We start from the raw sequence: 24,427 nt of genomic DNA on the forward strand, positions 1-24,427 counted from the left end.
GAAGCGGTGCGCATGGCCCACGGCGTCGCGGTGCGTGACTTCGCTCTCTTCGGCGGCGTCACCGCCTCATCTCATCGACGCCACGCTTCGTGGTGAAAGGACAGGATGAGCATGGCAGAGCAGATTGAGTTCGACGCCGAGGGTGTCACCTTGCGCGGGTTGTTCTTCCCCGCGTCGGATAGCCCGGCCCCAGCGGTCGTCATGGCACATGGGCTTGGCGGTGAGGTGACGCACTTCATCACCGACTACGCCGAACTGCTTGCCGCCGCAGGTATTTCCGCCCTGTTGTACGACCACCGCAACTGGGGTCGGTCCGACACGGCGCCCGGCATGCCGCGCAATGAAAGCGAACCATTTCAACAGATCCGGGACTACCAGCACGCGGTGACGTACCTGCAGAACCGCCCCGACGTGGACGCCGAGCGGATCGGAGCCTGGGGCACCAGCCTGTCCGCCGGTCATGTGTACGTGTTGGGAGCGATCGACCGGCGGGTGAAGGCCGTTGTGGGGCAGTCGCCGTTCATCAGCGGCAGCCGCACGTTCGGTGACATGACCCGGGTGGACCTGCGCGACTCGGTTCACGCGTCGTTCGCGGACGATCGGCGCGCCAGGGCGCTCGGTAAAGAACCGACGTACCTACCGATAGTGGACAAAGATCCCTTGGCGACTTCGGCGTTGCCCAACCCCGACGCCTACCAATACTTCATGGGTCCAGGCGGTGTGGCCGAACGGGATTCGTGCTTCACCAACCGCGTCACCGCGCGCAGCATGGAGAACTGCTTCGGCTACGAGCCGGGCTGGTATCTGCCGCGCATCGCCCCGACGCCGCTTCTGATGGTGATAGCCCTGCGGGACAGCCTGACGGATGCGGCGCTGGCGTTGGCGGCCTACGAGCGAGCCAACCAGCCCAAGCAGCTGGTGACGATCGACTGCGGGCACTTCGGCGTCTACTCGGGTCCGGACAGCGAAGTGGCCAAGGCGGCGGCCCGCGACTTCTTCGTTTCGCACCTTGGCAAGTGACGCCCGATGTTGCTGGACCTCGCTTTTGACGTGAGGGGTTCAGGCCCCGGTTTGGTGCTGATGCGCGGGACCAGCAGCACACCGGCCGGGACCTGGGGGGAGTGCGTGGATGAACTGGCGAAATCGCACACGGTGGTCCTGCCGTACCTGCCGGGTTCGGGCGACAGCCCGTAGCCGTCCGGGCCGCTAGCGGCCGCGGCCGTGGCCGAGCAGATCGTTGCTGTCACAACGCGAGCCGGCTTGTCCCGCTTCGCCCGTTGCCGGCGCATCGCCGGGCGGCCCGCTCGCGAGCGCCATTGCGCCGATGAATGACAGAAGTGTCATGCTTTCATCATTATGGTGCCCGGACAGGCAGACAAACAGATTCTCCGATATCCGTTGGGATGCCAAATAATAACGTCGGATAAGTTAACGCGGGTAATCCGCGGAGCGGATGACATCCACCGTTGTCCAATACGTGATCCACGCAATCTATCACCATGCCCCCATGGTGAGGACGTGAGCCAAATAGCTTGTAGCAGAGCATGATTCATGGCGTGAGCCCACGGCCGTGAGCCGATGTTGACGTGCCGGCTACTGTGGGTAATCTCTGGGTAACATGCCAAACTTATTGTTGGCGGCGCACATTGGTGTGGCATCAAATTCGAATTAACCGAGTACGGCCGGAGCGGTCGTATTGGCCCCTCGCCGCGGTAATCAACTGGATGACTAGTCGCAAGTTGGGATTCGCGGTGTTGCCGCCGAGCGGAGCGGCGCGGACGAATGCGGTGGCTGATGGCGGCGGCCGCGGCCTGGGATCGGTTGGCCGCGGGGCGGTCACCCAGGGCGTAATCGAAACGGAGGACCACAGTGACTGCTCGCACGGAGACGTTGAAAGGCGCGCCGGCGCTCTTGGCGCCGACCATCGCGCGCAGCCGCTGGCTTCAGCTCGGTCTTGGTCTTGTCTGCATGATGGCGATATCGAGTCCGCAGTACGTGTGGACGCTGATGACCAAGCCACTTGCCGCCAAGCTCGGCATTGCCTTGCCGGAAGTGCAGGTGACCTTCTCGATCCTCGTGGTGCTGCAGGCCTTCTTCTCGCCGTTTCAGGGAGCGCTGGTCGACCGCTTCGGGCCGCGCCGGTTGATCTCAATCGGCACGCTGCTGGCGGGCGCGAGCTGGGCGCTCGCCGCCCACGCGCACAGCGTGCCGGTGCTGTACCTCACCTATGGCGGTGTCGGTGGCGTCGGCACGGGGATCGTGTACGTCGGCGTGGTCGGACTCATGGTCCGGTGGTTTCCAGACCGGCGGGGTTTCGCCGCCGGGGTGGTGGCGGCCGGCTACGGCATGGGCGCGATCCTCACGACCTTCCCGATTGCTTCGTCGCTTGCCGCCCACGGGGTGGAGTACACGCTGTGGCTTTTCGGATTGGTCTTCGCCGCCGTCGGTTTCGCTGCCGCGCAAGGGTTGCGGGTCCCGCCTGCGGATTTCGTGCCCAGCGTGCTCAGCGCCCGAACCCCCGACACCCGGCGCGATTACCGGCCATCCGAAATGCTCAAACGGCCACTGTTCTGGCTGATGTTCCTGATGATGGCGATGATGGCCACCTCGGGCTTGATGGTCACATCCCAGATGGCGACGTTCGCGACCGACTTCGGCGTGAGCAAGGTCTTGGTGTTCGGCCTCGCGGCCTTGCCGCTGGCGCTGACAATCGACCGCTTCACGAACGGCCTTACCCGACCGTTGTTCGGTTGGGTATCGGATCGACTGGGCCGGGAGAGAACCATGGGGTTCGCCTTCGCGCTGGAGGGCATAGCCATGACGCTCTGGTTGCTGACGCGAAGCGACGCCGTGCTGTTCGTCCTCCTCTCCGGCTTGGTGTTTTTCGGGTGGGGCGAGATCTTCTCGCTGTTTCCCTCCACGTTGACCGATACCTTCGGGGCTCGTTACGCCACAGCAAATTACGGCTGGCTCTACATCTCATTTGGGATCGGTTCGATATTCGGTGGTCCGCTCGCCGCGCTGCTGCACGAGGAAGCCGGAAGCTGGATTCCGGTGTTCGGGTGCGCAATTGCGCTCGACCTAACGACCGCGGCGCTGGCCGTGTTCGTGTTGAAGCCTGCGCGTCAACGATTCCTCGGCGCCGGAGCTGCTGAGCGAGCCGACTCGCCCGCGGCATAGCCCAGGTCACCAGCGGTGGCGCGGGGCGAGCCCGAATTGGCCGTGCCGGTGAACGGTGCCGGCCCCGCACGCGCGTTGCCGATGCCTGCCGGACGGGCCACTATCGGTGGCATTGCCGTTGTCGTGGGCGGGAGACGTACTGTCACCCCAGCGCGTCGACCAGCCGCTCTAGCGTCGCCCACGACGTCGCGGCGGTCTTGCTGAACGTGAAGTAACTGATACCGAGTTCCTGATGCAGGCGCCGAATGCGATCAGCGGCCTGGTCCACCGATCCCTCCAGCAGGCATGCCATCCTGCGCAGCTCGGAATCCGTTGCGTCGGGGCGTATCTGGCGCAGCTCCGAAAGGTCGTCGGGCCGGTCCATGGACACTTGGAAGAAGCCGAACGACAGCTCGATCTCGTCGAGCCTCGACCCGGCCCGGCGCTTGACGTGGTTCACCTGCTCGACCAGGCGGTCTTCGTCGGCCAGCGTGCCGATAGCGACGATGTCGGCGTGCTCTGCCGCCGCCGACAGGACCCCCGTGCCCATGCCGGCGACCAGGATGGGCGGCGGCTGCTGGAAGGCCGGCGGAGTGTAGCCGGGGTCCGCCAGCCAGCCGCGCAGGGCGAGAACATGTTCGGTCAACAACCGGACGCGTGCGTTGTAGTCGGCGAAAGGCACACCGGCCGCGGCGAATTCCTCCGCGACATAGCCGGCACCGAGGCCGATCTCGAGTCGGCCGCCCGTGGCCGAATCCACGCTCGCCAGGTCACGGGCCAGTAGGGCCGGCCGGTGGAACGAGGCGTTGATGACGAGGTTGCCGACCCGCACCGAGGGTACCGCCGCGGCGATCGCGACGAGGGGCGGCAACGGCGCGGCATAGCCGAGGTGATCGGTCAGCAAGACGGTGTCGAAGCCGGCGTGCTCGGCGCGGCGGGCCTGGGCGACCAACCTGTCGACCCGGCCTTGCCATCCGAAGCTGATCCCCAGCCGGATCGGACGCGCGGTCACCACCAGTACACGGGCGTGTGTCGGCTTCGGTTCAGCGCCCGGCCGTCGGCTTCAGGCGCGGCGGTCCGAGTGAATCGGGCACCGAACGGCTTTCCGGCGCGACGCCGTCCGGAAGTTGTCGGCCCCGCGCGCGAGACTGCGAGCGTGCTCGACCTGATCCTGCCCCTGGAGTGCGGCGGCTGCGGAGCGTCGTCGACCCGCTGGTGCGGCGCCTGCGCCCGGGAACTGTCGGTGGCTGCCGACGAGCCGCACGTGATCGACCCCCGCGTCGATCCAGGCGTGCCGGTGTTCGCGCTGGGCCGCTACGCCGGCGCGCGGCGCGCGGCGCTCCTGGCGCTGAAGGAGCGCGGCCGCGGCGACCTGCTCGAACCGCTGGCGCACGCCCTGGCCGTCGGGATGCACCGGCTGCTGACGTGGGGCATCGTCGACGCCCCGCTGACCGTCGTGCCCGCACCGACACGGCGATCGGCCGCGCGCCGGCGCGGCGGCGACCCCGTCACCCGGCTGGCCCGCGCCGCGGTGGCCGGACACCCGGACATCGTCGTCGCCCAGGCGCTGCGGATGCGGGCGCTGGCCCGCGACTCGGTGGGCCTGGGGACCGCCGCCCGCGAGCGCAACATCGCCGGCCGCGTGCTGCTGCGCGGCCCGCGGCCGCAGACCGAGGTCGTGGTGGTCGACGACATCGTCACCACCGGGGCGACGGCCCGCGAGTCGGTCCGGGTTCTGCGCGCGGCGGGGGTGGCGGTCACCGCCGTGCTGGCGGTGGCGTCGGCGTGACGAGCGCGGCCAAAGTCGGCTTCTTGTCGAAAAAATGACGCAACCGGTACAACAAGTCGACGTTCGGCGGCTAGGCCGTCCCGCGCGTGTGAAGAACTCGCTACGGGTCCGGGAAATCACTGGCATCCCCAGGCGAACACGAGCTAACGTCGAGGACAACCTTCAATGACTCATTGGTCTGGCTCACTGGTCGTTTCCAGAGACCCGCTGACGGGAAGGGGTGAGTATTCGGCACCTTGCTCCGGCGGGCAGCCTGCGGCGGTGACTCCTGTGAGCACTGCTCCCACCCCGTCGGTGCGTTGTGAAAGCCCGGCACGCAGGGCGCGTGCGACGTGACGAGAGAAACGAGCTGTCCCGTATGTCAAGGAACACCGTATTGTCCGGTCAGATTCTGGACCAACCCCCGGCAGAAACCGATGCGCAGCCCGAACCGATACTCACGGCCGACGTCGTGTTCAAGGGCCGCAACGTGGAAATCCCCGAGCACTACCGCCTCTACGTCTCGCAGAAACTCGCCCGTCTCGAGCGGTTCGATCGCTCCATCTATCTCTTCGACGTCGAGCTCAAACACGCCCCCAATCGGCGTCAGCGCAAGTCTTGTCAGCGCGTCGAGATCACCGCGCGCGGTCGCGGGCCGGTGAGCCGGGCGGAGGCGTGCGCCGACAGCTTCTATGCGGCCTTCGAGTCCGCGGTCCACAAGCTGGAGAACAGGCTGCGCCGCGTCAAAGACCGCCGCAAGGTCCACTACGGGGACAAGACGCCGGTGTCGCTCGCCGCCGCGACCGCGGTCGTGCCGCCGGCCGATGGGCAGCCCAGCTCGCCCGACGCGCTCGAGCGCGGGGCCCCCAACGGCGCTGACGGCCCGCTTGCGGACCACGAGCCGGGGCGGATCGTCCGGACCAAGGAGCACCCGGCCACGCCGATGACGGTCGACGACGCCCTCTACGAGATGGAGCTGGTTGGGCACGACTTCTTCCTATTTCACGACAAGGAGACCGAGCGGCCGTGTGTCGTCTACCGGCGGCACGCCTACGACTACGGCTTGATCCGGCTGGCCTGATGCCCTCCTGAGGTTCGGCGGCCATCGCGGGGTTGTCACCTACCATGGGAGTCGCCTGATAGAGAGACTCCTACCAACAGGGGAACATCCCAAAAGGGGACAACACCGTGCTGTCGAAGTTGCTGCGCCTCGGCGAAGGTCGCATGCTCAAGCGTCTCAAGCGGGTCGCTGACTATGTCGAAACCCTCTCCGACGACGTCGAGAAGCTGACCGACGCCGAGTTGCGGGCCAAGACCGACGAGTTCAAGAAGCGGCACGCCGACGGCGAAAGCCTCGACGACCTGCTGCCCGAGGCGTTCGCCGTGGCCCGGGAAGCGGCCTGGCGGGTGCTCGACCAGCGTCCCTTCGAGGTGCAGGTGATGGGCGCGGCGGCGCTGCACTTCGGCAACGTCGCCGAGATGAAGACCGGTGAGGGCAAAACCCTGACCTCGGTGCTGCCGGCCTATCTCAACGGCATCGGCGGCAAGGGTGTGCACGTCGTCACCGTCAACGACTACCTGGCCAAACGCGACAGCGAGTGGATGGGCCGCGTGCACCGCTTCCTCGGCCTGGACGTCGGCGTGATCCTCGCGCAGATGACGCCCGACGAGCGGCGGGCCGCCTACGCCGCGGACATCACGTATGGCACCAACAACGAGTTCGGTTTCGACTACCTGCGCGACAACATGGCGCACTCGCTCGACGAGCTGGTGCAGCGCGGCCACAACTTCGCCATCGTGGACGAGGTCGACTCCATCCTCATCGACGAGGCCCGCACCCCGCTGATCATCTCCGGCCCGGCCGACGGCGCCTCCAACTGGTACTCCGAGTTCGCGCGGCTGGCACCGCTGATGGAAAAGGACGTCCACTACGAGGTCGACCTGCGCAAACGCACCGTCGGCGTGCACGAACTGGGCGTGGAGTTCGTCGAGGACCAGCTCGGCATCGACAACCTCTACGAGGCCGCCAACTCCCCGCTGGTCAGCTACCTCAACAACGCCCTGAAGGCCAAGGAGCTGTTCGTCCGCGACAAGGACTACATCGTCCGCGACGGCGAGGTGCTGATCGTCGACGAGTTCACCGGCCGCGTGCTCTACGGCCGCCGCTATAACGAGGGCATGCACCAGGCCATCGAGGCCAAGGAGCACGTCGAGATCAAGGCCGAGAACCAGACGCTGGCCACCATCACGCTGCAGAACTACTTCCGGCTCTACGACAAGCTCTCCGGCATGACCGGAACCGCCCAGACCGAGGCCGCCGAGCTGCACGAGATCTACAAGCTGGGCGTCGTCCCCATTCCGACGAACAAGCCGATGGTCCGCACCGACCAGTCCGACCTCATCTACAAGACCGAGGAAGCCAAGTACATCGCGGTGGTCGACGATGTCGCCGAGCGGTACGAGAAGGGCCAGCCGGTGCTGATCGGCACCACCAGCGTCGAGCGCTCCGAGTACCTGTCGCGGCAGTTCACCAAGCGCCGCATCCCGCACAACGTCCTCAACGCCAAGTACCACGAGCAGGAGGCGGGCATCGTCGCCGTGGCGGGCCGGCGCGGCGGGGTCACCGTCGCGACCAACATGGCCGGCCGCGGCACGGACATCGTGCTGGGCGGCAACGTCGACTTCCTCACCGACCAGCGGCTGCGGGAGCGCGGCCTCGACCCGGTGGAGACACCCGACGAGTACGAGGCGGCCTGGCACTCCGAGTTGCCGATCGTCAAGGAGGAGGCGTCCAAGGAGGCCGCCGAGGTGATCGAGGCCGGCGGCCTGTACGTGCTGGGCACGGAGCGGCACGAGTCGCGCCGCATCGACAACCAGCTGCGAGGCCGCTCCGGCCGGCAGGGCGACCCGGGGGAGTCGCGCTTCTACCTGTCGCTCGGCGACGAGCTCATGCGCCGGTTCAACGGGGCCGCGCTGGAGGCGATGCTCAACCGGCTCAACCTGCCCGACGACGTGCCGATCGAAGCCAAGATGGTCACCCGGGCGATCAAGAGCGCCCAGACCCAGGTCGAGCAGCAGAACTTCGAGGTCCGCAAGAACGTCCTGAAATACGACGAGGTGATGAACCAGCAGCGCAAGGTGATCTACGCCGAGCGCCGCCGCATCCTGGAGGGCGAGAACCTCAAGGAGCAGGCGCTGGACATGGTCCGCGACGTGATCACCGCGTACGTCAACGGCGCGACGGCCGAGGGCTACGCCGAGGACTGGGATCTGGAAGCGTTGTGGACGGCGCTGAAGACCCTGTACCCGGTCGGGATCAGCCACGAGACGCTCGCGCGGCTGGACGACGATGACGACCGAGACGACCTGACCCGCGAGGAGCTGCTCGACGAGCTGCTCAAGGACGCCGAACGGGCCTACGGCGTGCGGGAGGCCGAGCTCGAGGAACTCGCCGGTGAGGGCGCGATGCGGCAGCTGGAACGCAATGTGCTGCTCAACGTCATCGACCGCAAGTGGCGCGAGCACCTCTACGAGATGGACTACCTCAAGGAGGGCATCGGGTTGCGCGCGATGGCGCAGCGCGACCCGCTGGTCGAATACCAGCGCGAGGGCTACGACATGTTCATGGCGATGCTCGACGGCATGAAGGAGGAGTCCGTCGGATTCCTGTTCAACGTGACGGTCGAGGCGGTGCCCGCCCCGCAGGTCGCCCCGATGCCGGCTCCGGAGGGGTTGGCCGAATTGGGTAAGCCGTCCCAGCCGGCCGAACCGGCCGAACCGGAGCCCGCCCGCGAAGAGCCACGAAACATGGTGCACGCCAAGGGGATCGACAACGAGGCGCCGGCCCTGACCTACTCCGGCCCGTCCGAGGACGGCTCGGCACAGCTGCAGCGTAACGGCGGCGGTTCATCGAAGACGCCAGCCGGCGTCCCCGGCGGCGCGAGCCGTCGCGAGCGGCGTGCGGCGGCGCGGCAGCAAGGCCGCGGCGCCAAGCCGGCCAAATCGGTCAAGAAGCGCTAGCCGGCCGCGCGCTTCTGGCCGCGCATTCGGCCGATCGATTTGAGGCAGCCGCCCCATGCGGCGGGTGCCGGCGCGCGTGGACCATTCTCGAATGAGCACAGCACGCACCCCGCTGGACGCCGTCACCGCCGTCCTGCAGGACCCGCACCTGCCCGCCGGCGATGACGAGCGATTCGTCGGCTTCGGTGTGATGGGCCTCCCCTTCGCCGGCGGCCACTACCTGGCGCTGCGGCAGTTCCCGGCGACGTCGTTCTCACCCGGCTACCGCTCGGTGTGGCACCGTGACCCCGACGGCGTCTGGACCTTCTACGCGACGACGCCAGGCCCGCAGAGCTGCGCCCGGTTCTTCAGCTCGGCGACCCTCAACGACGCGGTGCAGTGCGACATCGACGTCGCCTGGGTCACCCCGTGGTCCCTGCTCGTCGAGATGCCGGGACTGCTCGCGTGGCACATCGAGATCGGCACCGCCCCGTCGACGCGGCTGATGAGCGCGGTCGGCGGGCGGCTGCCGGCGCGCGCGTGGACGAACCGGGCGGTACTGGCCGCCATGGGTCGTGTCGCGGGGCCGGCCCTGCGTGCCGGCCGCGTCCGGCTCGCCGGGACGGCGCCCAACGGCCAGCGATTCATGATCGCCCCCGCGCAGCTGTGGGCGGTCACGCACTCGCGCGCGGTGTGGCGCGACGCGGACCTCGGACCCGTCGGGCCGTTGCCGCGTCAGCCGCGGCTGGCCGGCTTCCGGCCGCCGCAGCGCGGGCTGTTCGTGGTGGGCTCGGGACGCTTCGAGACCTTCGACGAGAACCGTCACCAGGCTGTTCGGTGCACCTCGAACAGGTGACAATGTGGCGTATGCCGCCCGAGGCACCCGAACCGCCGACCCGCACGGAGCTGCTGGCGGCGCTGTCGGTCGCGATCGACCTCGGCCTCGGCCAGCCGGCCGAGCACATGCTCAGAGCGGCGCTGATCGCGACCAGGCTCGCCGACCGGCTGGGCCTGAGCGTTCAGCAACGGGACTGCGCCTACTACACGACACTGGTCATGTGGATCGGCTGCCACGCCGACTCGCACGAGTACGCGCGGTGGTTCGGCGACGACATCGCCGTGCGCCACGATTCCTACCTGGTCGACTGGGCCGGGCTGCCGTACCTGCGTTTCCTGGCCGGCAACGTCGGCCGCGGCCAGCCGCTCGTGCACCGGCTGAGCGTGATGGCATCGCTGCTGGTCAACGCGCGCGGCCACATCTCCCGGCTGATTCACTCGCACTGCACGTCGGCGGCGCTGCTCGCGGCCCGCATCGGCCTGGACCCCGGCGTGCAGGCGGCGCTCGCGTTCACGTTCGAGCGCTACGACGGCGGAGGCCTGCCCGCTGGCGCCCAGGGTGACGAGATCCCGGTCCACATGCGGATCGCGCAGGTCGCCGACATGGTGGAGGTGCACCACCGCGCCTACGGCCTCGCGGGGGCGGTGGCGATGGTCCGCGGCCGGCGCGGCGGCCAGTTCGACCCCCGGATTGTCGACGTCTTGCTGCGCCATGCCCAGGAGGTGCTGGCCGGGCCGCAGGCGGGCGACGCGTGGGCGGCGGCGTTGCGCGCCGCGCCGAACGACCAGCGGCGGCTCGATGCCGAGTCGCTTGATGCGCTGCTCGTCGCGTTGGGCGACTTCGTTGATCTGAAATGCCCATTCACACTTGGGCATTCGCGGGCCGTGGCCCGGCTGGCGGGCGATGCAGCGCTGGCCGCCGGCCTCGATTCCGAGGCCGCGGCGCTCACCCGCCGGGCGGCCCACGTCCACGATCTGGGGCGCATCGGGGTGTCGAACCAAATCTGGTCCAGCCGAAACGCTTTGACGGCGGCCGAGTTTGAACGCGTCCGTCTGCACCCCTACCTGACGGTGCGGATCCTCGACCAGGTGCCCGGACTGCGACGGCTGGCGCGACTGGCGGGAAACCACCACGAATGCCTCGACGGTTCGGGGTACCCGCGCGGCCTGGACGCGGGGGCGCTGGGCCTGCCGGACCGCATCCTGGCCGCCGCCGTCGGCTACCAATCCGCCTGCGAGCCAAGACCGTATCGCGAAGAAATGCCGCCGGGAGCCGCCGCCCGGCGGTTGCGCGGGAGGGCGCAATCGGGCCAGCTCGACCCCATTGCCGTCGAGGCGGTGCTGCACGCGGCGGGACAACCGGCGCGACGGGCCAACCTTCGCCCCGACGGGCTGACCCCGCGGGAGGTCGAGGTGTTGCGCCTCGTCGCCCGCGGCGCGTCCAACAAGGAGATCGCCGCGTCGCTGGTGATCAGCGAGAAGACGGCCCGCAATCACGTGGAGCGCACCTACGCCAAGATCGGCGTGTCCAATCGCATCGGCGCCAGCATGTATGCGCTGCGGCACGGACTAGTCAATTCTGACTGATTGCCCGCCGGGCCGAGTTGGGGCAAATGACCTATATCCCAAAGCCGCTGCGCGGCGGACACTTAGCCCATGAAGCGTTACCTGACCATCGCCTACGGCGCCGCGGCGTACCTGTTGTTCCTGGGCGCCTTCCTGTATCTCGTCGGTTTCGTGGGCAACATCCTGGTGCCGCGAACCGTCGATCACGGGCTGCCCGCACCGCTCACCCGGGCGGTGCTGGTCAACGTGCTGCTGGTGGGGGCTTTCGGCGTCCAGCACAGCGTCATGCCACGGCCGGCTTTCAAAGATTGGTGGACGCGAATCGTGCCGCCGTCGATCGAGCGCAGTACCTACGTGCTGCTGTCCAGCGCGGTGCTGGTCCTGCTCTACTGGCAATGGCGGACGATGGGCGCCGTCGTCTGGGATGTGCGGCCGCCGGCAGGGCGGCTTGCGCTGTGGGCGTTGTTCTGGCTCGGGTGGGCGATTGCCTTGGCATCGACCTTCATGGTCAGCCATTTCGACTTGTTCGGTCTCCGGCAGGTGTACCTTGCCTGGTGCGGAAAACCGTATACGCACATCGGTTTTCACGCGCGGTTGTTGTATCGGCTGGTGCGCCACCCGCTGATGCTCGGTTTCCTCATCGCGTTCTGGGCGGCTCCCACCATGACAGCGGGACACGCCCTCTTCTCGATCGGCATGACTGGTTACATCGCGCTGGCTCTGCAGCTGGAAGAGCGCGACCTGGTCGCGGCCCTGGGCGACGAATACTGCCGGTACCGCAGCGATGTGCCGATGTTGGTCCCGCTCAAGCGGCCTCCGCGCCGGAAGCCCGCCCAGGCCGCTCGTCAGAATTGACGCCCGCCGAAGCCCTATGAATTTGGCCCGTATCGCGCGCAACCGCCCGCCCTTCCCGCATGCCGTCCCGGTATGTTGCCGGTATGGACGTCAAGGAGGTGTTGCTGCCCGGCGTCGGCCTCCGCTACGAATTCACCGACCATAAGGGCGACCGGATCGGGATCATCGCGCGGCGAAGCGGCGAATTCGACGTCGTCGTCTACGCCCGCGAGGACCCCGATGAGGCCCGACAGCTCCTTCACCTCAGCGACGAAGAGGCCGAGGCCGTGGCCCAGATCCTGGGGGCGCCGCGGATCGCCGAGCGGTTCACGGAGCTGGCCAGGGAGATACCCGGACTCGAGACGGGACAGGTCCACATCCTGGCCGGCAGCCCCTTCGTGGGGCATCCGCTCGGGGACACGCACGCCCGCACCCGCACCGGGGCGTCCATCGTCGCCATCGTGCGCAACGAGCAAGTGCTCGCCTCACCCGGACCGGCCGAAATGCTGCACGCCCGGGACGTGTTGATCGTCATCGGCACCGAAGACGGCATCGCCGGTGTCGAGCAGATCATCGATAAGGGCTGAGCCGTGCAGGTTTCCGGGGCGCTGCTGCTGCAACTCGGCGCCCTCCTGACGATGCTCGCGCTGGTGGGGGCCGCCGCCCGCCGATTCGCGCTGTCGCCCATACCGGTGTACCTGCTGGCGGGCCTGTCCCTGGGCAAGGGCGGGATCCTTCCAGTGGCCGCCGCCGGGGATTTCGTCGCGACGAGCGCCCCCATCGGCGTCGTCTTGCTGTTGCTGACGCTCGGGCTGGAGTTCTCGGCCACCGAATTCGCCAGCAGCCTGCGGCACCACCTGCCGTCGGCGGGGGTCGACATCGTGCTGAACGCGACACCCGGCGCGATCGCGGGCTGGCTGCTCGGCCTGGACGGCGTCGCCATCCTGTGCCTGGCGGGTGTCACCTATATCTCGTCGTCCGGAGTCATCGCGCGGCTGCTCGAGGACCTCAACCGGCTCGGCAACCGCGAGACGCCCTCGGTGCTGTCCGTCCTGGTCCTGGAAGACTTCGCGATGGCGGCCTACCTGCCGCTGTTCGCCGTGCTGGCCTCGGGAGGCGGGTGGCTGCACGCCGTGGGCGGCATGGCCGTCGCGGTGGGCGCCCTGCTGGCGGCCTTCGCCGCCTCCTACCGCTGGGGCCACCATGTCGGCCGCCTGGTCGAACACCCCGATTCCGAACAACTGCTGCTGCGGGTGCTGGGCATCACGCTGATGGTGGCGGCGGTGGCCGAGAGCCTGCACGCGTCCGCGGCCGTGGGCGCGTTCCTGGTGGGGCTGACGCTTACCGGTGACACCGCCGACCGGGCGCGCAAAGTGCTGGGCCCCCTGCGCGACCTGTTCGCCGCGATCTTCTTCCTGGCGATCGGCCTGTCGGTCGACCCGCACGAGCTGGTCCCGATGCTCCCGGCGGCGCTGGCCCTGGCAGCCGTCACCGCTGCGACGAAGGTCCTCACCGGAATGCTCGCCGCCCGGCGCGACGGCGTCGCGCGCCGCGGCCAGCTGCGCGCCGGCACCGCGCTCGTCGCCCGCGGCGAGTTCTCGCTGATCATCATCGGGCTCGCCGGCACCTCGATCCCCGCGGTGGCCGCGCTCGCCACCTCCTACGTGTTCGTCATGGCGATCCTGGGCCCCGTGCTGGCCCGCTACACGGGCGGTCCGTTGCCGGCCAACGCCGAACCTCCGGGCTAGTCCGGCGCTCAGCCGATGTGCAGCGCCACCACCCGCCATCGCGGCGCGACGCCGGCCGGCATCTGCTCCACCCGGCAGGCGATGGCGTGCATCCGCTCCCCGCGGCTGTAGGAGCCGAAGACCTCCGCCGCGCTGTCCGGGTCGCGATGCCCGGCGGGTTGCACCCGCATCCTGCGCAGCACGGCGGCGCCCTGACCGGGCGCGGGTCCGGCGAGCGATCGGCCCGCGGAGACGACGGAGTCGACCAGCGCGGGCGCCAGCATGGGCCGCAGCTGGGTGGCGGGCCGGCGCCGGTCGATCACCTCGAGCACCCGGCGGAGCGCGGCGTCGGCGAACTCCGCCGCCTGGCGCATCGGCGCCGACATGGCGGTGGCGGGTTCCGGCGGCGGTGGCCCCGCGCCGGGTTGCCCGGTGCAAGGCCGTCGTGGAGCGCGAGGCGGCGTCCGCCGGCGCGCCGGCGGCGTCCGGCGCTGGGGACCGTCGCGCGGCACGTCCTGCGCGGGCGGCTCGTAATCGACGACGGGGAGGACGGCGAAAGCGCCACGGCCGGCACGGCTTACGACAGGACTTGTTGTCAACGCGCACTCTCCAACGTGCTCGATCCTTAAAGGGCGGCCTGCTGGAGAGGGGCAGACGGTGTTCGATCAGTGGTCATCATGGCACAACTCGCGTCCCCGCGTACCCGCGCTGAGCCGGGTGCCGGCCGGGCGGTTACCGTGGGCGGCGGCATGGGTAGACAGCGTGAAATGACGAGGAGTGCAGCGCCGTAATGGTGACCCGGTTGTCCCCCTCGGACACGTCGTTCTACCGGCAGGAGAACACCGCCACCCCGATGTACGTCGGGTCGCTGTCGATCCTGCGGCGGCCGCGTGCCGGCTTGAGCTACGAGACGCTGCTCGCCACCGTCGAACAGCGGCTCCCCCAGATACCGCGGTACCGGCAGAAGGTTCGCGAGGTGCGGATCGGCATGGCCCGGCCCGTGTGGATCGACGACCGTGACTTCGACATCACCTACCACGTGCGGCGCTCGGCGCTGCCCTCGCCCGGCAGCGACGAGCAGCTGCACGAGCTGGTCGCCCGGCTGGCGGCGCGGCCGCTGGACAAGTCGCGTCCGCTCTGGGAGATGTATCTGGTCGAGGGCCTGGCCAGGAATCGGGTCGCCCTCTACACCAAGTCCCACCAGGCGCTCATCGGAGGCATGAGGGCGCTGGAGATCAACCACGTCATCGCCGACCGCACGAAGCGGCCGCCCCCCTTTCCCGAGGACATCTGGGTACCGGAGCGAGACCCGGGCAGCACCCGGCTGGTGCTTGGTGCGATCGGCGACTGGTTGGCGACGCCGGGCGCGCAGCTGCGGGCGGTCGGGTCAGCGGTCGCGGGGCTGGCGACCAACTACGGCGAACTCCTCGACGCCGGCCGCCGGGCCGTCGACTTCGCGCGCAACGTCGCCCGCGGCACCGCCCCCAGCAGCCCGCTCAATGCGCCTGTGTCGCGCCACCGCCGGTTCACGGTTGCCCGCGGCAGCCTGGAGGACTACCGCGCCGTGCGCGCGCGATATGACTGCGACGTCAACGACGTGGTCCTCGCCGTGATCGCCGGCGCGCTGGGCAACTGGCTGATGTCGCGCGGGGTGGCGGTGTCGCCGACCGCGACGGTCCGGGCGATGGCGCCGCTGTCGGTCTACGCCGACGGCCAACTCGACGCGATCGGGCCCGGCCAGAAGATCGGCCAGGTGATGCCGTTTCTGGTCGACCTGCCGGTGGGGGAGCCCAACCCGGTCGTTCGCCTGTCGCAGATCGCCCACGCGACTGAATCGAACCCGACCGCCGGATCTCTGGTGGACGCCAGGACCATCGTTACCCTCTCGGGTTTCGCGCCACCGACCTTGCACGCCATGGGTATTCGCGTCGCGACCGACTTCCCGAGCTTCTCCAGGCGAACGTTCAACCTGCTGATCACCAACGCCCCCGGGGCGCAGTCGCAGATGTACATCGCCGGCACCAAGTTGCTGGAGAGCTACGGCGTGCCACCGCTGCTGCAAGACCAGGCGTTGGCCATCAGCGTGACGTCGTACAACGGCATGCTGTACTTCGGAATCAATGCCGACCGCGAGGCCATGAGCGACGTCGACCTGCTGCCGGGTTTGTTGAGCCAATCGCTGGAGGAGCTCCTGGAGGCCTCTCGCTAGCAGTCGGGCGTCCGAATCGCCGCCGGGATCTATCATTCGGTGGTGAGAACCGAGACAAACAACGGCGCGTCGCCCAAGGCGAAGAAGAAGAGACCGGCTTCGACGGGCACACGCAAGATCTCCGACTCCGCATACGCGGCCGAGTTGTTCCGGCTCCAAACGGAATTCGTGAAGCTTCAGGAATGGGTGCGGCATTCCGGGTCCCGGCTCGTGGTGATCTTCGAGGGTCGCGACGCCGCGGGCAAGGGCGGCGCGATCAAGCGGATCACCGAGTACCTGAGCCCCCGCGTCGTGCAAGTCGCCGCGTTGCCGGTGCCCACGGAACGCGAACGCGGGCAGTGGTACTACCAGCGCTATATCGCGCACTTGCCCGCCAAGGGCGAGATCGTGCTGTTCGACCGGTCGTGGTACAACCGCGCCGGCATTGAAAAGGTCATGGGATTCTGCACGCCGCAGGAGTATGTGCTGTTCCTCCGGCAGACGCCGATCTTCGAGCAGATGCTCATCGACGACGGGATTCTGTTGCGCAAGTATTGGTTCTCGGTTTCCGAGGGCGAACAGCTGCGACGATTCAAGTCGCGGCTGAATGACCCTGTGCGGCAATGGAAGCTGAGCACGACGGACCTGGAATCGGTATATCGGTGGGAGGACTATTCGCGCGCCAAGGACGAGATGATGGTGCACACCGACACCCCGGTCAGTCCCTGGTACGTCGTGGAATCCGACATCAAGAAGCACGCGCGGCTGAATATGATGTCGCACCTGCTGTCCACCATCGATTACTACGACGTCGGACGGCCCAAGGTCACGCTGCCCAAGCATCCGGTCGTCAGCGACAACTACCACCGGCCGCCGCGTGAGTTGTCGACCTATGTCGACGACTACGTGTCTACGTTGATCGGGGGCTGACCATCCAGGTCTTCATCCCCGTCACCCTGGCGATGCTGCAGGAGTTGGTCACCGACGGCTCGGTGCAGCCGGTCAACGGCACCGCCTTCGCGGTGACGCCGACGCTGCGCGAGGCCTACGCCGAAGGCGATGAGGAGGAACTCGCCGAGGTCGCCATTCGCGAGGCTGCGCTGGCGTCGCTGCGCCTGCTCGCCGCCGACGTAGATGCTCCCGCCACGTCCCTGCCGCCCCGGCGCGCGGTGCTCGCCGTCGACGCCGACGCCGGCGTGGTCACCGCCCGCCCCGACCTCGACGACGCCGTCGTCAGGATCGCGGGACCCGTCTCGATGGAGCGGGTGATCGCCGCCTACGTCGACACCGCGGCCGCCGAGGCCGACGTCTTGAAGGCCATGGAGGCCATCGACGCCGCCGACCTGGGCGACGAGGACGCCGAGCTGGTGGTCGGCGACGCCTTGGACCACGACCTGGCGTGGTACGCCAACCAGGAGCTGCCCTTCCTGCTGGAACTGCTGTAGCCGAACTCGCGCCCGGCGTCGACTTGTTGTGCGAATTCGCGGCACTGGGCCGCAACAAGTCGGCGTTCGGTGCCAGATGGAGCTAGCTACGGGACCGTAGGTTACGGTACCGTAGGTTTTGTGAAGCCTACGGAATCGACAAGAATGTGAACGTAAGCCAGAAGCCACGCCGCAACCAGGAGCTTCCGCTGGGCAAGCGCAATCCCGCGATCAAGGGCGACGTCGTCGACACCACCCGACCCGTCGTCGCCGGTAGCGACCGGCATCCCGGCTGGCACGCCCTGCGCACGATCGCCGCGCGGATCACCACACCCCTGCTGCCCGACGACTACCTGCACCTGGCGAACCCGCTGTGGTCGGCGCGCGAACTGCGGGGCCGCATCCTCTCGGTCCGCCGGGAGACGGAAGACTCCGCGACCCTGGTGATCAAGCCGGGATGGGGCTTCAACTTCGACTACCAGCCGGGCCAATACATCGGGATCGGGCTGCTGGTCGACGGCCGCTGGCGCTGGCGATCCTATTCGTTGACGTCGAGCCCGGCCCCCGCCGGTTCGCGCGCACGCCGCACGGTCACCATCACGGTGAAGGCGATGCCCGAGGGCTTCCTGTCCTCCCACCTCGTGGCGGGGGTCGCGCCGGGGACCATCGTCCGGTTGGCCGCACCGCAGGGCAATTTTGTCCTGCCCGATCCCGCACCGCCGTCGATCCTGTTCCTCACCGCCGGGTCCGGGATCACCCCGGTGATGTCGATGCTGCGAACATTGCAGCGGCGCAACCAGATCGGCGACGTCGTGCACGTGCATTCGGCGCCGACCGAGGCCGACGTCATGTTCCGGGCGGAGTTGGCCGCCTTGGCAGCCGACCAGCCGGGTTACCGCCTGCTGCTGCGGGAGACCCGCACGCAGGGCCGGCTCGACCTCGCCTCCCTCGACCAGCAGGTGCCGGACTGGCGCGACCGCCAGACGTGGGCCTGCGGGCCCGAGGGCCTGCTGACGCAGGCCGAGAAGACGTGGACGGCGGAGGGCATCGGCGACCGGTTGCACCTGGAGCGGTTCGCGGTGACCAAGGCCGCGCCGGCCGGCGCCGGCGGAACGGTCACCTTCGCCCGAAGCGGGCGCACCGCGGTCGCCGACGCCGCGACATCGCTGATGGACGCGGGGGAGGGCGCCGGCGTGCAGATGCCGTTTGGGTGCCGGATGGGCATTTGTCAGTCCTGCGTGGTCGTCCTCGCGGAGGGGCACGTCCGTGACCTGCGAACCGGCCAGGAGCACGACCCGGGGACTCGGGTCCAGACGTGCGTGTCGGCCGCCTCGGGCGATTGCACGCTCGACATCTAAAGGCTACTCACAGGTAACCTACGGATTCGTAGGTTACGATAGCGTAGGTAGTACCAACACAATCGACCGCAGGGAGAAAAAGACGATGGCGATCACCGACGTCGACGTATTCGCCCATTTGACGGACGCCGATATCGAAAACCTGGCCACTGAGCTCGACGCGATCCGCCAGGACATTGAAGACTCTCGTGGGGCGCGCGACGCCCGGTACATCCGGCGCACCATCGCGGCCCAGCGCGCGCTGGAGGTGGCCGCCCGGGTGACGCTGGCCGCCAGCTCTCGGCGTTCCGCCTGGTGGGCCGGGACCGTCGCGCTGGGCGTGGCCAAGATCGTCGAGAACATGGAGATCGGCCACAATGTCATGCACGGCCAGTGGGACTGGATGAACGACCCGGAGATCCACTCCTCAACGTGGGAGTGGGACATGAGCGGGTCGTCCAAGCACTGGCGCTACACCCACAACTTCGTGCACCACAAGTACACCAACATCCTGGGCATGGACGACGACGTGGGCTACGGCCTGCTGCGCGTCACGCGCGACCAGCGCTGGAAGCGCTTCAACATGTTCAACCTGCTCTACAACACCTTGCTTGCGCTTCTCTTCGAGTGGGGCGTCGGCCTGCAGCACGTGGAGCTCGGCAAGATCGCCAAGAAGCGGATGGATCAGGACGACGCCCGACAGCGGGTCGACGAGTTCCTGGCCAAGGCCGGCCGGCAGGTGCTCAAGGATTACGTCGCCTTCCCGGCGTTGACCGCGCTGTCGCCCGGCGCGACGTACACCTCGACGTTGAAGGCCAATGCCGTCGCCAACGTGATCCGCAACGTCTGGGCCAACGCCGTCATCTTCTGCGGGCATTTCCCCGACGGCGCCGAGAAATTCACCAAGACCGACATGATCGGCGAGACCAAGGGCCAGTGGTACCTGCGGCAGATGCTGGGCAGCGCCAACTTCGAGGCCGGGCCGGCGCTGCGCTTCATGAGTGGCAATCTGTGCCACCAGATCGAGCACCACCTGTACCCGGACCTGCCGAGCAACCGGCTGCACGAGATCTCGGTGCGCGTGCGCGAGGTCTGCGACAAATACGACTTGCCGTACACCACAGGTTCGTTCCTGTTCCAGTACGCCAAGACGTGGCGGACGCTGGCCAAGTTGTCGTTGCCGAACTCGTACCTGCGCGACGACGCCGACAACGCGCCGGAGACCCGCAGCGAGCGGATGTTCGCCGAACTGGGGCCGGGTTTCGCCGGCACCGACCAGGCGACCGGACGCCGGCGCGGGCTGAAGACGGCCATCGCCACCGTGCGGGGCTGGCGCCGCGACCGGCGCGCCAAGCGCCAGGCCGCTCCGGTGGTCAAGGACGCTGACGGCCTGGCGGCTTAACCCTCGCACCGAGCGTGCGCTGAGGGCGAGATTCCGCTCCTCCGATTTTCGCCCACAGTGCACGTTCGGCGCCGGACCGGTGTCGCGTGGCCGCCACGACGTACCTTCGTGGCATGGATTTCTCCCCTTCCCCGCGCGCGGCCGAACTGACCCACGAGGTGCGCGCATTCGTCACCGACGAGGTCCTGCCGGTGGAAGAGGCGTTGCATCGGCGACGGCGCGAGGCGCGCCCGGGCGACGACCCCTGGCAGGTGCCCGCGGAAGTGGACGCGCTGCGCCGCGAGGCCCGGTCGCGGGGCCTGTGGAACCTGTTCCTGCCGGCCGGGCACGAGGGTCCGTACGCCGAGCGGTTCGGCACCCGTGACGGCGTCGGCCTGCGCAACGTCGACTACGCGCCCATCGCCGAGGCGACCGGATGGTCGTTCCTGGCCCCCTACGTCATCAACTCCAACGCACCCGATTCCGGCAACGCCGAGGTGCTGTTGCGCTACGGCAGCGAGGAGCAGAAGTCCCGGTGGCTCGAGCCGCTGCTCGCCGGCGACATCCGATCGGCGTTCGCGATGACCGAGCCGGGCGTGGCGTCCTCGGACGCCACGAACATGCAGCTGACCGCCGTGGTGGACGGCGACGAGGTGGTCATCAACGGACGCAAGTGGTGGACCACCGGAATCGGGCATCCCGATTGCGCCGTGCTGATCGTCATGGGGCTCACCGACCCGCAGGCGAGCAAGTACGCGCGGCATTCGATGGTGCTCGTGCCGCGCGATGCCCCGGGCGTGCAGGTCGAGCGGATGCTCGACACGATGGGGTTCCTCGATGAGCCCTTCGGTCATGGCGAGGTGTCGTTCACCGATGTGCGGGTGCCGCTGGCCAACGTCATCGCCGGCCCGGGCCGCGCGTTCGAGATCGCCCAGGGCCGGCTCGGCCCCGGCCGGGTGCACCACGCCATGCGCATGGTCGGGCTGGCCGAGCGGGCACTGCATCTGGCCTGCGAGCGAGGCCTGAGCCGGACGGCGTTCGGCAAGCCGATCATCAACCTCGGCGGTAACCGGGAGCGCGTCGCCGAGGCCCGGATCGCGATCGACTCCACCCGCCTGCTGATCCTGGACGCGGCCTGGAAGCTGGACACCGTCGGCCCGCTCGGGGCGCTCAGCGAGGTGAGTGCGATCAAGGTGGCCGCGCCCAACGTGGCCCAGCAGGTGATCGACTTCGCCATGCAGATCCACGGCGGCGCCGGCCTGTCCAGCGACTTTCCGCTGTCGGGCGCCTGGACCGCGGCCCGCGCCGTGCGGCTGGCGGACGGTCCCGACGAGGTGCACAAGAACGTCGTCGCCCGCGTCGAGCTCGGCAAGCACGGGGCCAGCCGCTGACGGCGTCGACGGCGCCCGCGTGACCTCGGCGTTCGCCATACTGGGATGCGTGCAGGTGTTCGCCGGGCAGCAGGTGTCGCACTGGGATTTCCCGCGCAACATCGCCAGCGTCGCCCTGATGACCGAATTCGCGCGCGAGCACGGGCTCGCCGTGGCGGACGCGCTCGAGGGGTCCGGCCTGTCCGAGGGCGCGCTGCAAGACCACGACCGCATGATCATGGGGCGCCAGGAGCTGGCGGTCGCGACGAACCTGGTGAACCGGCTCGGCGACCCGGCCAACCTGGGGATGCGGGTCGGCCGCGGCTACTACGTCGGATCGTTCGGCATCTTCGGCTTCGCCTGCCTGACGAGTTCGACCCTCGGCGACGCGGTCCGGTTCGCGGCGCGGTTCTACGAGCTCAGCTACGGGTTTTGCCTGCCGAGCGTGACGGTGGAAGGGCCCGTCGCGGCGCTGCGGCTCGACCTGCCGGACCTGACGGGCCCCGTTGCGGATTTCCTGGTGCGGCGCGACCTGGCGGCGATCGCCCGGGTGATGGCGGAGTTGCTGGGCCGCCCCATCCCCTTCACCGCGGTCGAATTCGCCGGTCCGGAGCCGTCGTCGGGTGACGCCGAGGCCCGCGAGGCGTTCGGCGTGACGCCGCGCTACGGCTCGCCGGCCAATGTTGCCCGCTGGCCGGCCGCGCTGCTGGACAGCCGGCTGCCCCAGGCCAGCGAGATGAGCGCGGCGATGTGCGAGCAGCAGTGCCACGACCTCTTGGAGCGCCGTCGGCAACGGACCGGTGTCGCCCGGCGGGTCCGCGAGCGCCTGGCATCGATCGACGGCGAACCGCACACGATCGCCGTCGTCGCGCGGCAACTGGCGATGAGCGAGCGGACGCTGCGGCGGCGCCTGGCCGAGGAGAACACGAGCTTCCGCGAACTGGTCGAGGAGGTCCACCGCGTCCTCGCCGAGGAGCTACTGGCGACGGGCGCCCTGTCGGTGGAGGACGTCGCGCTGCGGCTGGGCTACGCCGAGGCGACCAGCTTCATCGCCGCGTTCAAACGCTGGACGGGCACGACTCCCGCCCGCTACCAGCGTGCGGCGGCGCCGCGAGCACGGCTGCTGGCCGTCTGATCTGGCCGGAATCATGGATTTGCCGTCCGCAATCGGCTGCCGGGCGCGTGCCGCTCCCTCCTAACTTGTGACTATGACTTCGCCTCTTCGTCGCCCGCGCGTGTTGGTGATCGGGGCCGGCTTCGGCGGCCTGGCCGCGGCCCACGAGTTGTCCCGGGACGACCTGGCCGACGTGACCGTGCTGGAAAAGGCCGCCGACATCGGCGGCGTCTGGCGGGAAAACACCTATCCCGGTGCCGCCTGCGACGTCCCGTCGAATCTGTATTCGTACTCGTTCGCCCGTAAGACCGACTGGGGCCGGCGATACGCCGAGCAGCCCGACATCCTCGGCTATATCCACGACACCGCCGACCGGCTCGGCCTCCGCGACCTGGTGCGGACCGGGGTCGAGGTCACCTCGGCGGCCTACGACGACAGCACCGCCACGTGGAGCGTGGCGACGTCGGGCGGCGAGGTCTACGAGGCCGACGTGCTGGTGCCCGCCGTGGGCCAGCTGTCACGCCCGGCGCTGCCGGCGATCCCGGGACTCGACACCTTCGCGGGCCCGTCGTTCCATTCGGCGCAGTGGCGCCACGACGTCGACCTGGCCGGCAAGCGCGTCGCGGTTCTGGGCACCGGCGCGTCGGCGATCCAGTTCGTGCCGCGCATCCGCGAAACGGCCAAGCACGTCACCGTCTTTCAGCGGTCCGCGCCGTATGTCGTGCCGAAGCCGGATCGCGCCTACACCGACGCGCACCACGCCGCATTCCGGAGGGTGCCGGGGTTCGCCGCCGCCATGCGCACGCTGATCTGGGAGATCAGCGAGTTCTTCGGCCTCGCGCTGACCCGGGTGGCCCCACTCGCCCAGCTGATCGGCGTAGCCGCGTCGCTGAACCTCAAGCGCCACATCAAGGATCCGGTGCTGCGGGCGAAGCTCACCCCCGACTACCAGATCGGTTGCAAGCGGGTGCTATTCAGCAGCGAGTGGTACCCGGCGCTGGCCCGCGAGAACGTCTCGGTCGTGACGGACGCCATCACCGAAGTGGCTCCGACCGGCGTGCGCACCGCCGACGGCCGCCTGCACGAGGCGGACGTGGTCGTCTACGGCACCGGGTTCAAGGCCACCGAGTTCCTCGCGCCGATGACGATCACCGGCCGCGACGGCCGCGACCTGCATGCCGAATGGGCCGAGGGGGCGCGCGCCCACCTCGGCATGGCGGTGCCGGGTTTCCCGAACATGTTCCTGATCTACGGCCCGAACACCAATCTCGGTACCAGCTCGATCATCCTGATGATGGAGCAGCAGGCCCGGTACATCCGCCAGCTCACCCGAGAACTCGCACGCGGGGGCGCGGCCCGCGCGTTCGAGGTCCGGCGCGAGGTCGAGCAGGCCTACGACGAGGACGTCCAATCCCGCCTCGACAGGAGTGTGTGGACCACCTGCCAGTCGTGGTACCGCACGGCGTCCGGCCGGGTCACCACCAACTGGCCGGGGCTGGTGCACGAATACCAGCGCCGCACGGCGGATGTGGCGCTCGCGGACTACATGGAAGTCCGGCCCCGGTCCGCGGCGAAAGCGGTTAACGCGTAACACGTTTTCGACTACGGCGTGCTGATGGTCGGCTCGGGTTTGGGCGGCAGTGTCACCGCCGCACTGCGCCTGAGCGAAAAGGGCTGCCGGGTCCGCGTTCTCGCAGCGGGGCGCCGGTTCCGCGGCGAGGAC

The 24,427-nt window shown here is 68.7% G+C and carries 21 protein-coding genes; 18 read left to right on the forward strand and 3 right to left on the reverse strand.

From position 1 onward, the window contains the following. Positions 1-111: 111 nt before the first annotated feature. Entirely contained in the window at positions 112-1,020 is a 909-nt protein-coding gene (locus G6N56_RS24070) for an alpha/beta hydrolase (RefSeq protein ID WP_085254289.1), read from the forward strand. A 186-nt stretch (positions 1,021-1,206) separates the two neighbouring features. Here G6N56_RS24070 and G6N56_RS24075 read toward each other — a convergent pair whose 3' ends face one another. Beyond that, complete coding sequence (locus tag G6N56_RS24075; RefSeq protein WP_158090677.1) at positions 1,207-1,344, reverse strand: hypothetical protein; 138 nt, start codon at positions 1,342-1,344, stop codon at positions 1,207-1,209. 567 nt (positions 1,345-1,911) lie between these two features. Between G6N56_RS24075 and oxlT the strand changes: the two genes are divergently transcribed. Beyond that, positions 1,912-3,180 (forward strand): oxalate/formate MFS antiporter, encoded by a 1,269-nt coding sequence (oxlT, locus tag G6N56_RS24080; protein ID WP_197746642.1) that lies wholly within the window; start codon positions 1,912-1,914, stop codon positions 3,178-3,180. A 142-nt stretch (positions 3,181-3,322) separates the two neighbouring features. Here the strand turns inward: oxlT and G6N56_RS24085 are convergent, their stop codons facing one another. Then, a complete protein-coding gene (locus G6N56_RS24085) occupies positions 3,323-4,171 on the reverse strand; it encodes a TIGR03621 family F420-dependent LLM class oxidoreductase (RefSeq protein ID WP_085254288.1) in 849 nt (282 codons plus the stop codon). 144 nt (positions 4,172-4,315) lie between these two features. Here G6N56_RS24085 and G6N56_RS24090 point away from each other — a divergent pair, with 144 nt between their 5' ends. From G6N56_RS24090 to G6N56_RS24125, 8 genes are all read left to right on the forward strand, one after another. Beyond that, on the forward strand, positions 4,316-4,948 hold the full coding sequence (locus tag G6N56_RS24090; RefSeq protein WP_085254227.1) for a ComF family protein: 633 nt from the start codon (positions 4,316-4,318) through the stop codon (positions 4,946-4,948). Positions 4,949-5,306: 358 nt separating this feature from the next. Next, positions 5,307-6,008, forward strand: a complete 702-nt coding sequence (gene hpf, locus G6N56_RS24095) for a ribosome hibernation-promoting factor, HPF/YfiA family (RefSeq protein ID WP_085254226.1) — start codon at positions 5,307-5,309, stop codon at positions 6,006-6,008. A 107-nt stretch (positions 6,009-6,115) separates the two neighbouring features. Further along, complete coding sequence (gene secA, locus G6N56_RS24100; protein ID WP_085254225.1) at positions 6,116-8,947, forward strand: preprotein translocase subunit SecA; 2,832 nt, start codon at positions 6,116-6,118, stop codon at positions 8,945-8,947. A 91-nt stretch (positions 8,948-9,038) separates the two neighbouring features. Further along, positions 9,039-9,782 carry a hypothetical protein gene (locus tag G6N56_RS24105; protein WP_085254287.1) on the forward strand — a complete coding sequence of 248 codons (744 nt, stop codon included), beginning with the start codon at positions 9,039-9,041 and terminating at the stop codon, positions 9,780-9,782. A gap of 11 nt (positions 9,783-9,793) precedes the next feature. Continuing rightward, complete coding sequence (locus tag G6N56_RS24110) at positions 9,794-11,350, forward strand: HD domain-containing phosphohydrolase (RefSeq protein WP_085254286.1); 1,557 nt, start codon at positions 9,794-9,796, stop codon at positions 11,348-11,350. Between the two features lie 69 nt (positions 11,351-11,419). Then, on the forward strand, positions 11,420-12,184 hold the full coding sequence (gene mddA / locus G6N56_RS24115; protein ID WP_085254224.1) for a methanethiol S-methyltransferase: 765 nt from the start codon (positions 11,420-11,422) through the stop codon (positions 12,182-12,184). Positions 12,185-12,267: 83 nt separating this feature from the next. Continuing rightward, positions 12,268-12,750 carry a cation:proton antiporter regulatory subunit gene (locus G6N56_RS24120; protein WP_085254223.1) on the forward strand — a complete coding sequence of 161 codons (483 nt, stop codon included), beginning with the start codon at positions 12,268-12,270 and terminating at the stop codon, positions 12,748-12,750. A 3-nt stretch (positions 12,751-12,753) separates the two neighbouring features. Continuing rightward, positions 12,754-13,911, forward strand: coding sequence for a cation:proton antiporter (locus tag G6N56_RS24125; RefSeq protein ID WP_085254222.1), 1,158 nt, complete (start codon positions 12,754-12,756; stop codon positions 13,909-13,911). Positions 13,912-13,919: 8 nt separating this feature from the next. On the opposite strand, the gene G6N56_RS29665 is transcribed toward G6N56_RS24125, so the two are convergent. Continuing rightward, positions 13,920-14,489 carry an Rv3235 family protein gene (locus G6N56_RS29665; RefSeq protein WP_085254221.1) on the reverse strand — a complete coding sequence of 190 codons (570 nt, stop codon included), beginning with the start codon at positions 14,487-14,489 and terminating at the stop codon, positions 13,920-13,922. A gap of 191 nt (positions 14,490-14,680) precedes the next feature. Between G6N56_RS29665 and G6N56_RS24135 the strand changes: the two genes are divergently transcribed. The 8 genes from G6N56_RS24135 (at position 14,681) to G6N56_RS24170 (ending at position 24,295) form a co-directional block, all read left to right on the forward strand. Further along, a complete protein-coding gene (locus G6N56_RS24135; RefSeq protein ID WP_085254220.1) occupies positions 14,681-16,099 on the forward strand; it encodes a WS/DGAT/MGAT family O-acyltransferase in 1,419 nt (472 codons plus the stop codon). 42 nt (positions 16,100-16,141) lie between these two features. Continuing rightward, positions 16,142-17,008, forward strand: a complete 867-nt coding sequence (gene ppk2 / locus G6N56_RS24140; RefSeq protein WP_085254285.1) for a polyphosphate kinase 2 — start codon at positions 16,142-16,144, stop codon at positions 17,006-17,008. A gap of 32 nt (positions 17,009-17,040) precedes the next feature. Beyond that, positions 17,041-17,523 (forward strand): DUF6912 family protein, encoded by a 483-nt coding sequence (locus G6N56_RS24145; RefSeq protein WP_085254219.1) that lies wholly within the window; start codon positions 17,041-17,043, stop codon positions 17,521-17,523. Positions 17,524-17,711: 188 nt separating this feature from the next. Further along, complete coding sequence (locus G6N56_RS24150) at positions 17,712-18,860, forward strand: ferredoxin reductase (RefSeq protein WP_085254284.1); 1,149 nt, start codon at positions 17,712-17,714, stop codon at positions 18,858-18,860. 85 nt (positions 18,861-18,945) lie between these two features. After that, positions 18,946-20,241, forward strand: coding sequence for a fatty acid desaturase family protein (locus G6N56_RS24155; RefSeq protein ID WP_085254218.1), 1,296 nt, complete (start codon positions 18,946-18,948; stop codon positions 20,239-20,241). Positions 20,242-20,354: 113 nt separating this feature from the next. Further along, complete coding sequence (locus G6N56_RS24160; RefSeq protein ID WP_085254217.1) at positions 20,355-21,611, forward strand: acyl-CoA dehydrogenase family protein; 1,257 nt, start codon at positions 20,355-20,357, stop codon at positions 21,609-21,611. A 19-nt stretch (positions 21,612-21,630) separates the two neighbouring features. Then, on the forward strand, positions 21,631-22,725 hold the full coding sequence (locus G6N56_RS24165; RefSeq protein ID WP_324616546.1) for an AraC family transcriptional regulator: 1,095 nt from the start codon (positions 21,631-21,633) through the stop codon (positions 22,723-22,725). Positions 22,726-22,798: 73 nt separating this feature from the next. Continuing rightward, complete coding sequence (locus G6N56_RS24170; protein ID WP_085254216.1) at positions 22,799-24,295, forward strand: flavin-containing monooxygenase; 1,497 nt, start codon at positions 22,799-22,801, stop codon at positions 24,293-24,295. The last annotated feature ends 132 nt before the right edge of the window (positions 24,296-24,427 follow it).

The sequence above is a fragment of the Mycobacterium saskatchewanense genome, assembly GCF_010729105.1.
Taxonomy (GTDB): Bacteria; Actinomycetota; Actinomycetes; order Mycobacteriales; family Mycobacteriaceae; genus Mycobacterium; species Mycobacterium saskatchewanense.